We start from the raw sequence: 15,382 nt of genomic DNA on the forward strand, positions 1-15,382 counted from the left end.
TTTATTTTGTGCATTCAATTGTATAAATTCCAGATCCTAACTCTAAAAAAGGCTTTTGGGCTTTTTCATCAAAACCTGCCCTAACCTTTTTATTGTCAATTTTTATTTCTGAATTTTTAGCAACTGGTAATTTTACTGTCGCTGTTGTATTCACCGGAATTTGAACCGTCAAAATAAATTTGCCATCTTTCTTTTCCCAAGAAGAAGCAATTTTTCCGTAAACCGATTGATAGTCCGCTTTCGCGAAAGTCATATCGCCAACCACTTCCGGCTGAATAAAGAAATGTTTAAATCCTGGTTTTTCAGGATCAGACATAATTCCTGCCAAACTTTGGTAAAACCATTCTTCGATTTGCCCTAACATAAAGTGATTCCACGAATTTCCTTTTCTCGGATCCCATTGCTCCGTTAAAGTGGTCAAGCCAAATTTAATCTGAAAACCATAACCCGGAGCATCGTAATGATTGTGCATTCTGTACATCGTTTCGTTTTCGCCATTTCTTGCCAAAGTCTGGAATAAATAACGATTTCCGACATCTCCCGTTGTTAAACAATCTCCTTTTTCTTTGATATCTGCTAGTAAATTTTGCATTACAGCTTCTTTATACTGCGGTTCTACAATATCCATAAAGATCGGAACGGCATTGCTAAATTGGCTGTTTGTTCCGTACTGTTTGGTTTCCTTGTTGAAAAATTCGTTGTTGAAAGCTGTTTTAATATCAGAAGCCAAATCATTATATTTCTCAAAATCTTCCGTTTTTCCTAATAATTTTGATGCTTTTGCTACTAAATAAGCTCCATAATAATAGTGCGAAGTCGCAGAAAGCGCAATCGGACTATTTTTAGAATATCCTGCTGGATGCGTTCCGTAATCGTACCAATCGCCTAATCCGTGTGAAACGATATGGTTTGTTGCTTTCGTTCCTAAATAATCCACGTAATTCTTCATTACAGGAAAATATTTCTCAAGTAATGAAGCATCTCCGTAATATTCATAATACATCCAAGGCAGAATCACGCCTGTAACACCCCATTCTGGCGAATCAGTAAAGTCGCCTCCAAAAATGACATATTCGGGAACTATTGTCGGAATTAAACCATTTTCTCTTTGTGAATCAGAAATATTCTGCATCGTTGCAGGAAGGAAAGTTTGCAAGTTATAATTGAACATTAATCCCGGCCCATTCAACTGAATTTCTTCGAGCCATCCTAACTTTTCACGTTGCGGACAATCGGTAAAAACACTTTGGAAATTACTTTTGATCGAGTTATTGATTAGTTCGTGTGTTTTATTGAAAATCTCATTTGAACAGGCAAAACTTCCAGCTTCTCCAGCCGAATTGTAAATGAAATTCGATTTTAAATCAACCAAAGTTGGAAGTTCCTTGTTCTTATCTTCTTTATAATTAATATTTTCAATCTGAACATATTGATAACCGTAGAAACTGAATTTTGGTGTCCATTCTTCTGTTCCATCTCCTTTTAAAGTATAATCATAATAATAAGGTTTTCCAGATCTTCCCTGCGCAATTGTACCTTCTTCATTTAAACCTTCAGCAACCCAAACACGAATGGTCTGTCCTCTTTTTCCTTTTACTTTGATGGTTGGAAATCCTGAAAGATTTTGTCCCATATCAAAAACATAGAAATTCGGTTTTAACTCTTTTACGGTTTTAACTTCGTATTGTTTCTGAATTGTAACTGGCGGAGCAGTCTGCGGTCTTAAAACTCCTTTTGGCGCTTCTTGAACCACAACTTTTTTCCAATCTCTATCTTTGAAACCTTTTCTGTTCCAACCTTTTTGTTCTAGATTGGCATTGTAATCTTCTCCTCCAAAAATACTATTGTACGTAATCGGACTTTTGCTGTATTTCCAAGTTCTATCTGACTTTATAATTTCTTCTGAACCATCATTATACTTGATTTTCATCTTAAAGAATAAAGTCGGCGGACCAAAACTCACGAAGAATTTCGTATATCGTTCTGCCAATGTATTGTACATTCCGTTTCCTAACAAAACAGCAATTATGTTATCGCCTTTTTGAAATTCTTTTGCGCTTAATTCGTAAACATTGTAATTAACCGTTTTATCATAATCTGTCCACAAAGGCGCAAATTGGCTGTTACCCACTTTATTACCGTTGATAGTCAATTCGTAATGTCCTAATCCTGAAATGTAAACTATAGCTTCTTTGACTGCTTTTTCAACTTCAAAAGGCTTACGCAACATAATACTTCTTCGTGCCAAGGAATCGGAAGCGTTGATAAACGAGTTCTTTTTTTCTCTGTTGAAAGTGGCTGTGTGATAATTTCTTCCTTCTGGTAAATGACTGTCAGCTTTGGTAATTGCACCAATCCAAGTCGGATTTAAATCGGATTCTAATGGAGCGGTTCTGAATGAAGCTGTTCTACTCCATTTTGAAACTTTCCCTGACTGATTCCACACTTTTACTTTCCAGAAATATTTGGTTTCGCTTTTTAATGGTTTTCCGTTATAAACGATATGAAGGTTTTTATCGGTATTAACTCTTCCGCTGTTCCAAATATCTCCGTCGTCATTGTTCAATTTTTCTTCTGATGAAGCTACTAAAATCAAATAAGCAACTTGCGATGCATCGGATTCTTTTGAAACCAACTGCCAGCTCAATCTCGGCTGATTTTCAACAACTGCTAATGGATTTTCGGCCATTTCTGTTGTTAGGCGTACAGGCAGAATTTGTCCATTTGAAATGAAAAAGAAAAAAACAAAAATGAAGGTTAATATGGATTTTGAAATATTCACTTTATAAATTTTTAATTTAACCATTAAGATATTAAGTAAATTAAGCTCATCATGTCGAAAATCTAAGCCTTAAATTTAGTTCATTAAGTCTTCCTTTACTTAATCTTTCGGTGTGAAAACTTTATGACCTCAAATAAGTCAAACTAAACATTCAGCTTAATTTACTTAATCTCTTAATGGTAAAATAATTATAACTTTTTAGTAATCAAAGATTCGATATTGAATACTGCCTCTGGAATTAATTTTCCGGTTTGAGGCAGATCGTCGTAATCGTCTGTGTCTGGCGCTGTGTCAGCATCTGGCGAATGTCTCTGTTCTCCTGTGCGGAACATAATTCGCTCGAAACCATCTGTTGGCGCATAAAATATCTTTGTTGATTCTTTTCCATCGTTTACTTTTATAGTATACTGACGGTTTTTAGCATCTAATTTAACTGTGATTGTATATGATTTGTTTGCTTCATATTTTGTAACCGAACTCAAACGCGCACCATTTTTTACCTTTAATTCTCCATCCGAATCAAAAATCAATCTTACCGATGGTAAACCTTGTTTGTTTTGGAATTCAATCTGCAATAAACCATGATTGTTTTGCTCTGGTTTAACTGTGAAAATGGCTTCCATTTTTGATGCAAAAGGAATAACTCTTTCAGCACGTGAATAGTCAAAATAATCCTGATCTCTTAAAGTCAGCCATTTTTTACCATCAGCTTTCTTTTCGATTTTTGTCGATGCCCAGGAAAGATCGTACGTATTCCATAATTTTAATTCTTGTCCGTCTGGAAGAGTATTGAAAACGTCATTTACATTTTCGGTAACAACCGAAGTTACTGGAACTGGAATCGAAGCCACCCAAATATCCTCTTTGTTCATACTGTAACCTACCCAGATTTTTCCGTCTGGTGGAGTTCCGTTTTTCTCTGTAATTCCGCGAACGTATTGAGGGCCTGCTGATTTGTAGTTTCCACCGTAACGCATCGGACTTACTTCTCCGTGAACTAATAATAAATCTTTATAATTCAATCCATCATCACTTGTTGAAATTGCCAAAGGCCAACGATATTCTGACGGATTATAAAGTGTCGCATAACGATTGTCTGACGTTTTTTGTCCCCAGATTTTAGCATTGCTGTTTACAAATCCCGGCGCACGCAATGGCATATAATCCCAAGATTTTCCTCCGTCTTTGCTGATCGAAGTTAAAGCATGTTTCCATAAACCGACTACGTTTCCGTTTGGCAAATGGTAATAACTAAAGGCTTTGTAAGGTTTCTGTAACGGAATCAATTCATCATCACGATCGGCTTCTTCCACCCATTGCTGTAAAACCAATGGTTCTGATAAAATTTCTTCGCAGGCTTTTTTCAAACCTTTGTCTTTTGATGTGGTATAAAATGGGAATTTCGATTTCGATTTATCCCAAGTTTTGTTGTATCTAATGAAATAAATTTCACCAAAACTTCCGTCTTTCTTGATTTCACGGATTACACGTCCAATTCCTTTTCCGTCGTTTGGATCGTCTTTTTCATCCATTGCGATTCCGTAATATGCTAAGGCAAAAAGTCTTTTGTCTTTTGACGTATAAAAGCCCATTCTTTGGTGCATAATTGCATCGAGGTTTTTGGCAACGCCTTCAACGCCTTCTTTTTTCCATCCGTCTGGAATTCGATAAATTGGGAAAATCACTTCTGGTTTAGTCCACGTGACACCGTCTTTAGAAGTCATTAATAAAGTTTGGCTTGGCGGAATATGCTCACCTGAAGGATCGCTTAAATAATGTAAATAAAAAGTATTATTCCAATACGCCACCATCGGCTGGTGGTTGTAAGTCCAGCCAAAACCATCAGCTTTCTCGGGATGTTCACGGCTTGCACGCATAATTTGCGTAGCGTGAACTCCAACCGCTGGACTTAACTGTCCGTGATGGTAATCGATGTTTGAAACTGTTTTGCCAACATAACGCACTGTGTCGTTTTGTGCATTTACAGCGGTGCAAGCCAATAAAATTGTGGCTGTGGTTATGATGTTGGTTTTTATGTTTTGGAAAGTAATCATTCTATATTTTTTTGTTTCACGCAGATTTTGCAGATTTTAGCTGATCAACGCAGATTTTTTCTGCTATAATTTAAAATAAAAATCTGCTTGATCTGCTTAAATCATTTTTAGATCTGCCTGAAATTTTTCTAACTATTTTTTTTCTATTAATCCCTTCAAAACGTCGTGAGAGATTGTTGTAATCGTTCCGTGTTTATGTCCTTCTGGAAGGCTTATTTTGGATGATACATCTTCAAAATGAACAAAATCTGTTGTGCTTAGGGCTTTATAATTTTTTGAACCGTAATTGTCATAATACAACAACCAGTTTTTATCGACTTTAACTACTGTCGGGCCTTCCGATAAATATTCAGTTAAAGGCTCTGAACTTTTTTGAAATGGACCTAAAGGAGATTTTCCGAAAGCTACTTTTATGTTTCGCATGGGTCTCGTATTGTCTTTCAAAACCAAAACATAATCTTTTTTGCTTTTTTTGACAATCACACAATCAATTACACTGAAACCTGCATCGTAATATAATTTTGTATCTGAAAACGTTTTGAAATCCTTAGTCGTTACATAATACATTCTGTGGTTGTTTTTCTCTTCTTCTACTCCTTTTGGATATCTAAACGGAATTGTCGATGCCCAAATAATGATATATTCTTTTTTTACATCATCATAAAAAATCTCAGGCGCCCAAACGTTTACCACTTCTGGTTCGTTTTTCATCACAGGAATATATTGTTGTTCTGACCAATGAATCAAATCTTTTGAACTGGCATAGCCAAAACCATTTCCACCTTTCCAGTCAGTTGTCCAAACCATATGATACGTTCCGTCTGCTCCTTTTGTGATTGATGGGTCACGCATGATTTTACTGGCTCCGATTTCTGGTTTTAAAAATGATCCTTCTAATCCCTTCCAGTTGTAACCGTCTTCGCTATATGCCAAATATAAACCTTCTGTTGCGGGTTCTCTAAACGACGTAAAAAGATATAAATCTTTCTTTTTCTGCGAATAACTCACAGCAAAAAGCGAAAGGGTTAGTATGATGAATATTTTTTTCATGATATAAAATTGAACACTAATTTCACGAATTATCACGAATTAAATTGGTGTAAATTCGTGAAATTAGTGTTATTATAATCTATTCTGTAATTGCTTTTTTATCTAAAGAAGCGCCTTTTTTGATTTTCGTTGTCACGTTGTTTAAAACATTATTTTTCAAGAAAATGTTTTTAGTGTCTTTTCCATCCGCTTCGATAAAAATATCGGTTGGATTGAATGGAAAATTATTATTAATCAACGCATTAGAAATATTATCTAATTTGATAACCGGAACGCCTTTTATTGGTGTTGAAGATCCAACATTATCTAAAATGATATTTTTTGAATCTGATATTTTGAAAGAAGAACCAACGGTTGCATTTACTTTTACATCGTGAAATTCAACATCTGTGGCTGTACTTACTGTAAAACCTTCTTTTCCATCCATATTGATGTTCGAGAAAGTGATATTTTGAATCGGCATTTCGGTAATTCCCAGAATCTGTCCAGCTTTGTTTACGTTTGAAGCTGTAATATTACTCATGTGAATGTTTCTGAAAATCGGCGTTTTTTCGGTTACTGGATCAACCTGAGTTCCTTTATCGTAGAAAAGACTTAAAACAATAGCTTCTTCTTTGATGTTTTTCATGACGATATTATCGACACGAATATCTTCTACAACACCGCCTCTTCCACGAGCCGATTTGATACGGATTCCGCGATCTGTTCCATCAAAAACACAATTTGAAATGGTGATTTTTTTGATTCCGCCAGACATTTCGCTTCCGATAACTACTCCGCCGTGACCGCTTAACATGGTGCAGTTTGTGATCGTTACGTTTTCTGTAGCTTTTCCATATTTACGTCCGTCTCCGTCTCTTCCTGATTTGATCGTAATACAATCGTCCCCAACGCTGATATGGCAATTTGAAATATGAACATTCGTGCAAGAAGAAGGATTGATTCCGTCTGTATTTGGCGAATGCGGATTGAAAATTGAAATTCCTGTAACGGTCACATTATCACAGAATTCTGGGTTAATGGTCCAGAAAGGTGAATTTTGAAACGTAACACCTTCAATTAAAATATTTTTACAATTGTAAGCCTGAAAGAAAGAAGGTCTGAAGAATTTCTTGTCCACCGTTCTTTTATAATACGGTTCTGTGTAAAGACCTTTGTTTTGCTCTTCCCACATGGTTTGGTATTTGGTTGGAGGAAGTGGTTCTTTAGCAGTTTCAATTCGGTACACTTCATTCCACCACGCTTTTCCCTGTCCGTCGATTATGCCTCTTCCTGTGATTGTGATGTTTTCTACGTCTTTTGCGTAAAATAAGGGTTGGAAGCTTTTCATTACAATTCCTTCGTAACGCATCTCTACATAAGGTAGAAAATCATCAAAGTTCTCTGAAAATTTCAAAAGTGCTCCAGAATCTAAATGAATCGTAATGTTGCTTCTTAGTGTTAAAGCTCCTGTTAAATATTCTCCCGCAGGAAAAAAGATAGTTCCTCCGCCGTTTTTAGATGCTTTTTCGATGGCATTTTGAATGGCTTGGGTACATTTTATTCCTTTGTTGTTTCCTCCTTCGTTTAAGATGTTTAGCCAGCCGTCGTTTGCGAAAGCGGTGTTTAATCCGGTTATGAAGCAGAGTATTATTAGTATATTTTTCATAGTTGTGTTTTTTGGATAATCGTACTTTTTGTCATTCCGAGGAACGAGGAATCTCACTAGAAATTCCGTAAAATAATTCGCCAATCTTTGTCGAGTTTCTTGTGTGATTTCTCCTTTCAGTCGAAATGACAAGATTGTGGTTACTGTGACCAGACCTAACAGGTTTTAAAAACCTGTTAGGTCTCTCGTTCCTAAATAGATCTCAAAATCAAAACCCAGTCATTACCATCTTCTTTTTTTCCTTCTGGCTGAAAATTTTGAGTTCCTTTATTGTCAAATGTTCCGATTTTGGTTTTCTTTCCAGTTCTTGGATTGTACCAAGTCGCTTCGAATTTATCTCCTGAAATTTTACCAAGTTTTACTTCTATTATTCTTCCGTTGTACGTGTATAATAAAGCGTATTTTTCTCCTCTTATAGCTGGAATATAATCGTATTTCTCACCTTGATTCACCACTAAAGAAACATCTGGAACTCCTTCTATAAATGGAAACTCTTCCATTAATCTTTTAATATAAACCATTTGTTTTGCTCCAGGCGCATTAATGGCTGATGTCCATAATTCTTTGTTTCCGTACGCTGGTTTATCTCCTTTTCTGAACATTTGCATTACAGCGTTATGTCCGTACGTATAACCTGCTCCGCCTGATAAAACCGACCAGTATCCGTAACGACGAACATCGCTTGCTGTCCATTTTGGCTGTAGAGTATCGTGCAAACCGTGCGGAATTCCTTCGTAAGATGGCTCTCCGTCAAGTGTAGGTTTTGTTGGTTTTAATTCGAAATCTCTTAGTACAAATTTGTAATTGTCTTCTTTAAAATTCGTTTTTGATGAATCCTGATCGTATCTTCTATGTCCGGATTGGAACATATTGAAATCCAGCCATTTTTCGTTGTGGAAGTTCTCTGAAGAATCAGTTCTTCCAAAAGGATGAAAAGTCACTAATTGGTTTGGATTATTGGTTTTTAAAGTATTTCCGATGGCATTCCAGATATCCTGAAATTCGTTTCCGTGCGTATCTCCTCCATTTAACCAAATTACGTTGGTTCTGTTTTTATAACGATTAGCTAAGAACTTCGCATATTCAGTTGCCTGTTCTTTGCTTACTTTATTTCCTTTTGAAACGTTTGTTCCCCAAACCGGAACCATGGCCAAATAAATTCCGTTTTTCTGAGCCACGTCTAGAGTGTAATCTACATGATCCCAATAATCGTATTGCTTCGCATCTTTAAAATCATTTCCTGCCGTAATTAAGGGTTTTGAAACGTCTTCGTTGATTAACGCTGCATCACCATAAACGTTAACGGCATTTATGTTATGTAAAACCATTACCTGAACAACATTGAACCCTTTGTCTTTTCTGTCTTTGAAATATTTCTCAACGCCTGCTCTATCCAGTTTTCCGAATGCCAGCCAGCCCGTGTCTCCTAACCAGAAAAATGGTTTTTCGTTTTCGGTAACAAAATAATGCTGATTTTTAGATACTTTGATTTCAGGCAGAGATGCTTTTGTTTTGGCAGATTGCGAAAATCCGCTTTGTGCTGTCAACATAAAGCTTATACAAAGAGCGTATAAAGATTTAATTTTCAGATTCATTTTGGTTTGTTTTTGAATTTATGTTTTTTGGTTTTTAGCCACGAATTCACGAATTATTTTTTTATAATCTTTGTGTTTTATTTCACGCAGATTTAGGTAATTAATCAGATTAATTCTTCTCAAAATTAATTCGTGAATTCGTGGCTATTAAAACTTTTATTTCTTTACTACAAAAAGCACTTTTTCTTTTATTTCGGCTTGTGGGATTGTCACTTGTTTTCCTCCGCTGATATTTGCTTTTTTCGTTATATTTCCTGTTGTTGCGTTGATTGCAAATACTTCAAATGTTCCTTTTTCGTTTGATAAATCGATTGTGATATCTTGGTCGTTTTTCAAATAAAAAAGATAGCTTTTTCCTTTGTTCTCCAATTTCCAAAGGTTATCTGAAAACGTATTTCCGTCAACTAATTTCATTTCGCTTAAAGCGGCATAAAACTGTGGTAATTCGATTTTTGGAATGTTTGGCAACGAAGCTCCAGCCATTAAAGCTGGCCATCCGAATCTTGAAGAACCGTCTGTTGAATATAAAATGACTTTTTCAGGATATTTTTCTCTGTATTCACGAACGGCGCGATATACCTGATTGTCGGTTTCTTTTCCGGTTTTTAGCTTTCTAGCGTGCTGTCTTGGTGCTAAATTTACGCCTCCTTGTGGAGCGTAAGCTGAACCGTCTTCTTTGTAATACCAATAACGAATGTCGATTACGTCAACGGTTTTTACTCTTTTAGCATCATTTAAAATAGCATCCTGAACATCTTTTGTGGCACTTAAACCAATTAAGCCTTTTTTTCCTGTTTCGTCTTTCCACTTTTGGGCTTGGTCTAACCAGAATTCCATAAAATGTAACGGACCTGTATATTCGGCACTTGTCAACTGAATTACGTTGCTGTTTTCCTGAAAGTTTTCGAATGATTTTCTGATGAAACCTTCGTGTAATTTTCTTCTTTGAGCATTCGTAATATCATAAAACTGCTCCGCCATAAAAATACGTTTATCTCCTGCATAAGGCGGTGGCTCAGGAAATCCTGTGCTGTTGATATTGTTTGCTGAACGCCAAGGTGAACTTGCCCAATGCGCTCCTGCCTCTAAAATATTGTGCTGAAAATATTGCTGATTGATTAACATTTGTCCGTTTGGTTCTGCAAGCGTTGCAAACTGCGCTAAACGACTCCAGTACCAATCGTTGAATTTTGTTAAATCATATTTACTTAAATGATCCCAAGCTAGATCTTGTCCGCTTCTTGCGAAAGGCTGTTCGTAAAACGGAGGCCAAACATCATCATCGATTCTTCGAACACGTTCGTGATCGTCCATTCTTCTGTCGTACCATAAACCGTAATTGTGTTCTAAGGAAACGATATTGTTTTTAGTTAAATAGTCTACAGTTTCCTGAACTTTATCGGTCAATCCGTTTCCAGTTCTTCCAGGTACAAAACGCGTAATGTGCGGTGTTGATTTGTTTACGAAATCATCGGTTAAATCGCCTCTCCACCATGCGACATTGGTTTGTTTTCCTGCAATTACTTTTCCTTCAAAAGTTAGCCAGCCGTTTTGAGTTGTTACTTTTGAAGCTGATTTTTCTGTTTTATTTGAAGCAACTTTTAAATCGTTTGCATTTTTTAAACCTTTACTGTCAGTATTAATCGGATTTGCTTTTGAAGCTTCTGCAATCCATTCTTGTAAACTTTTTGCGGTTGTAGCCGAATTTTTAGTCAATTCAGCTGCAACTTCAATACTCGGACTTGAAGATGGTTCTGAACCTAAATCGTAAATAAATGGCTGAACTGGAAGTTTTCCTAATCTAGCTTCTAACTGCGTGTAGAATAAACTTCTTGGACTGATGTGTCCGTTAACGTCTTTCCAATGTCCGTTTCCTCCAAATTGTCCCCAAACTCCAAAAGCCCAGTTTTGTGCTGTTGGCGGACTATAACATTCTACTTTTGATGCCGATGATTCCCAGATTACAGAATTAGCTGCTGTCCATCCTGCTCCTCTTCCGCCTTGTTCTCTGTTATTATAACTTAATGCTTTTCCGTCGATATTGGCAATGTCAAATAAAACTCCGGTTGCCCAGCTTCCGATTGCACCGCTGTTTTCGAATGGTAAATGTGATTCGCATTGTACGAAAGCATTTGGACCAGTTGTCCCGAATCCGCCCACAGCGAAATCATGATATCCAAATTCTGAATAACAACGCTGAAATAGAGTCTGCTGGCCTTCTGTATAAAAAGTATGTCTTCTAAATGAAGCTATTTCTGAAATTGGTTCTGTTGCCATACAATCTTCAACCGTAATTTGCTGACTTGTTTTTAAAATCGTAACGGCTCCGCCTGCAAAGTGTTTGAAATTCACTTGTTTTACCCAAGCATTTCTAGCGCTTTCAATGCTGATTGCCTGCCAGCGGTGTTCTTCATCTTTTAAATTAGAAGCATTATAAGTTGATTTTATTAAGATATTTTCAATTCCGTTATTTTCAATTCTTCCTGACCATGAATAAACGGTTACGTTTGAAGTTCCGAAAACATCATCTAATGACATTGTAATTGGAGCATTTACGGTTACTTCGTTTCCGTTGATTTTGGTAACGACACGATTCCAAGTGGTAATCCAGTCGCCTTTTTTCCAGCCAATCCAAGAAGTTTCTCCACCGAAATCCTGCATGTTTACTTCTTTAATGAAATTATCTGTTAAAGGTTTGCTGATTTCGATTTCTTCTCCAACTTTTAATTTTGAAGTATTTTTTAATTGGATTTTCTGAGTTCCAAGTGGCGTATAAGCGTTAGCGAATTCAAATGAATCTTTATACACTTTATCGTTTATGCCTACAATTCTAATTAAAGCTTCTCTTTCTAATCCGGTTCCTAAAAGTATGGTTCCGTTTTCGGAATTTCCGCTTCCTCTTAAAACTACTCCCGATTTCCTGATGTATAATGTTCCGCTGATTTTAAAAGTTCCTTTGTCTAACAAAACTGCTCCGCGAAATCCTGATTTATCTGGTTTTAATGCACTTACATAATCAATTGCGTTTTGGATTTTCTGCGTTGCATCATCCTCTTGTATAGAAACGAAAATTTTGTTGTCCAGATTCGGAATCGCAACTTCTGAGTTTCTATATCCTGCAAAAGAAAAATCAGGAATTTGATTTCCTTGATTATCTGTTGTGAAAGAAAGTTTTCCTTCTTTGTTTTTTATGATGTCTGGGAAATTGTTTTGAGCTGTGATGTTTCCGCTAATAAACAAAGTAATACACATTAAAGAAAATGTGTTTTTGAAAGAAGAAACGATATTTTTTAATTGATCGAAATTCACTTTTTTTCTTAATTTAAATTTCAGAGTTTAGATTTTTAAAATTAACCTTTTAAGGAACAATAAATTTATAAAATCCTATTTTCTCCAATCTTGTCATTTCGACGAAGGAGAAATCTTCGTTGCTAAATCGACAAAGATTGATATCCTTTGCGGAGTTTCTCGCGAAGATTTCTCCTTCGTCGAAATGACAAACTAAACGGATATATTACAGTTAAGAGACCTAACAGATTTTAAAAACCTGTTAGGTCTTCATAATTTTTCTATTGCAATAAAGACTTTAATTTCGCTAAAGTATCCGTATTATTTTCAATTTTTGTCCAATCTGTTTTACTGTTTGGGTCGATTCCGTTAAAATACTTTTCGATGTTGGTATATCCGTCTCCGTTTGCATCTTTATTAGCGTCTGAAGCATCATTCGGATTTAAACCATATTTCTTTTCCCAAGCATCTGGAATTCCGTCATTGTCTGAATCTTTATAGGCTTTTCCTTTGTAAGTTGGATATCCGCCAACTTGATCAGGATGTGTTATGATTCCTTTTTTATAAGAATCGGCAGGTAATCTTCTTTTGATATATTCTTTTCCGATATTATTTTCTAAACCGTCTTTTACTTCGATTTTTCCAGTTTTAACTTGTTTGATAATTCTTTCATCAACAGCATCTCTCTTTGGAATTGTTGCTCCAACATTCGTCAAAACAAAATCATAAGCTTCTTCTGCCGACATGATATTGAATTTTGGCATTGAGAAAGGTTTTGGCTGTTTTATCGCTGCCAAAAATTCTTTTGTTTCTGCTTCTGGAAGATTTTCCAATTGCACTCCGCCATTCCAGTTGTCTGCTGTAACTTCAGGCGAACCAACAATAAAGTTTCCTGAAACATACGCTCTTCCGTATTGTTTTGGTTCAATATAACCAGATTCTGGTTTCACAATTCTATGTGCAATAGGTTCGTTTTGTGGCGTAATTGGACCAGGTTTGAAATAATTGTTGATGATGTTTAACATCGAACGATAATCTCCGCCGTCAAGCGTACGATTCCACCAATTAAATACTACGTTATTCACAAAATTAAAGTCGCCATACATTCCTATAGAAGCATTTCTTGAAATGTTGTCAGCCCATAAGTTGCGCATAAAAGTACTATTTAATCCGCCGATTGTACTTCCGAAAGCATGATTATAAGTATCTAAACCTTCTGATGAAATAGTATTTTGAATCGTGATATTACAAGCTGGTAATTTTTCCAGTTTCGATTTTGCATTAGCTGCAAACTGATGTCTGTATAGCGAAATATTTTCATCTAATCCCCAGCTAACAGAACAGTGATCTACAATAATATTTCCCATTGGATTTCCTCCTAATGCATCATCTCTTCTCGTTACTTCTGTAGCTCCACGACGGAAACGCATATGACGAATAATAACGTCGTGAGTATCGATTTCTAACGTTTCTCCAGCAATACAAATTCCGTCACCCGGAGCGGTTTGTCCAGCAATGGTTACGTAAGGCGCACGCATGCTGATTCTTTTTTTCAATTGAATAATTCCTGAAACGTTGAAAACAATTGTTCTTGCTCCAACAGCTTCACAGGCTTCACGGAAAGTTCCTTTTCCGCTGTCTTCTAAACTCGTAACCACAAATATTTTTCCGCCACGTCCGCCTTGTGTGTAAGCTCCACCCCCTTCGGCACCTGGGAAAGCAGGAATATCTGCCAAAACAAAATCTTTAGGATATGAAGCCCAAGGCAAATATGGTTTTCCTTGTTTTGCCTCTTCTTTGATGATGTGAAGATTAGCATTCCAGATCTGGCTCAGCCTTTTTTCTTCATCAGCCAAAATAGCATCTGCTTTTTCCTGAACAGGTTTTGGAATTACAGGATATTGGGCATATGCCGACGATACAAGAGAACAAAATGACAACGCCATAAATGTTCTCTTTAAAGTATGTTTTGGGAAAATATTTTGCATTGAATTGTGTGTGGTTGTAGTTAATAGTTGTAATAGAAAATTTTAAAAGAGAAAATTATTCTTTTGCAGTAGAATCTTTTGTTTTACTCTTCTCTCTTTCTTCAATACGTTTATGCCAATCGGCACTTTCTTTGTTTAAATCATAACCTTGTTTTGATAAATAGTTGTTGATTCTTCCTTTGTATTTACCAAACCATCCGTGTTTTTCTTTAGAAGAACCAGCATCCATTGCGTGTTCTCTGGCTTCCACTAAAGCTTTATAGATGTAGTCTTTTTGTTCTGCTGTTAAGTTTGGAAGCATATCATTGTAACCGGCTACTGTAATTGGAAGCACACCATAAGTCATTCCATCTTTAACTTCAGTGATTTTATCTTCAGACAATTCTTTGCTTAATTTTTTGATATAAGATTTATGCAGTTTTGCAATTGATTCGTCTGCTTTTGCTTTCAGTTTATCAATCTTTTCGTTTTGCTTTTCTTTTGCTAAAGAAGTATCTTCTTTTACTTTTTTGATTTCAGCATCTCTTCCATCCTGAATTTCAGTCAAATCTCTGAATTGTTGCGCGATGATGTTTGAAACTGCTTTTTCTTTAGCTTCGTTTTTTAAATCTAATTTGGTAACGATTTTTGCAGCTCTTTCGTTGGTAACTTTTACATATTCAGGATCTAAATGCTGTTGTGCATTTAAACTTGAAAATGCAAAAACTAGGGATAATAAACCAGCGTTTAATCTATTTAGTGCCATTCTTTTTCTTTTTAGTGAAGTTTCAAACTCAATTAAAAGGCCAACGGCCTTTAAGCAACACCATAGGATAACATCCTATGACTCACAAATCATGTAGCCATAGCCCTGAAAGGGCGTAAGTCTTTATCCATTTCCTTTAATTGCTTTCGCCCTTTCAGGGCTTTTTTCTTTCATTATTCTATACATAGGACGTTGTCCTATTTTAGTGCTTTGAGCCTTTCAGGCTCTTTTT

Annotated in this window: 8 protein-coding genes; all 8 read right to left on the reverse strand. The window is 36.1% G+C overall.

The genetic code is table 11. From position 1 onward, the window contains the following. Window position 1: 1 nt before the first annotated feature. Complete coding sequence (locus tag NCC77_RS15155) at window positions 2-2,782, reverse strand: glycoside hydrolase family 78 protein (RefSeq protein ID WP_250836335.1); 2,781 nt, start codon at window positions 2,780-2,782, stop codon at window positions 2-4. Between the two features lie 188 nt (window positions 2,783-2,970). Beyond that, window positions 2,971-4,836, reverse strand: coding sequence for an exo-alpha-sialidase (locus NCC77_RS15160; protein ID WP_250836336.1), 1,866 nt, complete (start codon window positions 4,834-4,836; stop codon window positions 2,971-2,973). Between the two features lie 132 nt (window positions 4,837-4,968). Beyond that, window positions 4,969-5,886: a glycoside hydrolase family 43 protein gene (locus tag NCC77_RS15165; RefSeq protein WP_250836337.1), complete on the reverse strand. Its 918-nt coding sequence runs from the start codon at window positions 5,884-5,886 to the stop codon at window positions 4,969-4,971. A 79-nt stretch (window positions 5,887-5,965) separates the two neighbouring features. Next, window positions 5,966-7,534: a glycoside hydrolase family 28 protein gene (locus NCC77_RS15170; RefSeq protein WP_250836338.1), complete on the reverse strand. Its 1,569-nt coding sequence runs from the start codon at window positions 7,532-7,534 to the stop codon at window positions 5,966-5,968. Window positions 7,535-7,725: 191 nt separating this feature from the next. Then, window positions 7,726-9,129: a glycoside hydrolase family 140 protein gene (locus NCC77_RS15175; protein ID WP_250836339.1), complete on the reverse strand. Its 1,404-nt coding sequence runs from the start codon at window positions 9,127-9,129 to the stop codon at window positions 7,726-7,728. A 156-nt stretch (window positions 9,130-9,285) separates the two neighbouring features. Then, window positions 9,286-12,438: a DUF6298 domain-containing protein gene (locus tag NCC77_RS15180; protein ID WP_250836340.1), complete on the reverse strand. Its 3,153-nt coding sequence runs from the start codon at window positions 12,436-12,438 to the stop codon at window positions 9,286-9,288. Between the two features lie 260 nt (window positions 12,439-12,698). Then, window positions 12,699-14,405, reverse strand: a complete 1,707-nt coding sequence (locus NCC77_RS15185) for a polysaccharide lyase (RefSeq protein WP_250836341.1) — start codon at window positions 14,403-14,405, stop codon at window positions 12,699-12,701. A gap of 55 nt (window positions 14,406-14,460) precedes the next feature. Next, complete coding sequence (locus tag NCC77_RS15190; RefSeq protein ID WP_250836342.1) at window positions 14,461-15,150, reverse strand: DUF3826 domain-containing protein; 690 nt, start codon at window positions 15,148-15,150, stop codon at window positions 14,461-14,463. Window positions 15,151-15,382 lie beyond the last annotated feature (232 nt).

This window comes from Flavobacterium tyrosinilyticum (assembly GCF_023656565.1).
Taxonomy (GTDB): Bacteria; Bacteroidota; Bacteroidia; order Flavobacteriales; family Flavobacteriaceae; genus Flavobacterium; species Flavobacterium tyrosinilyticum.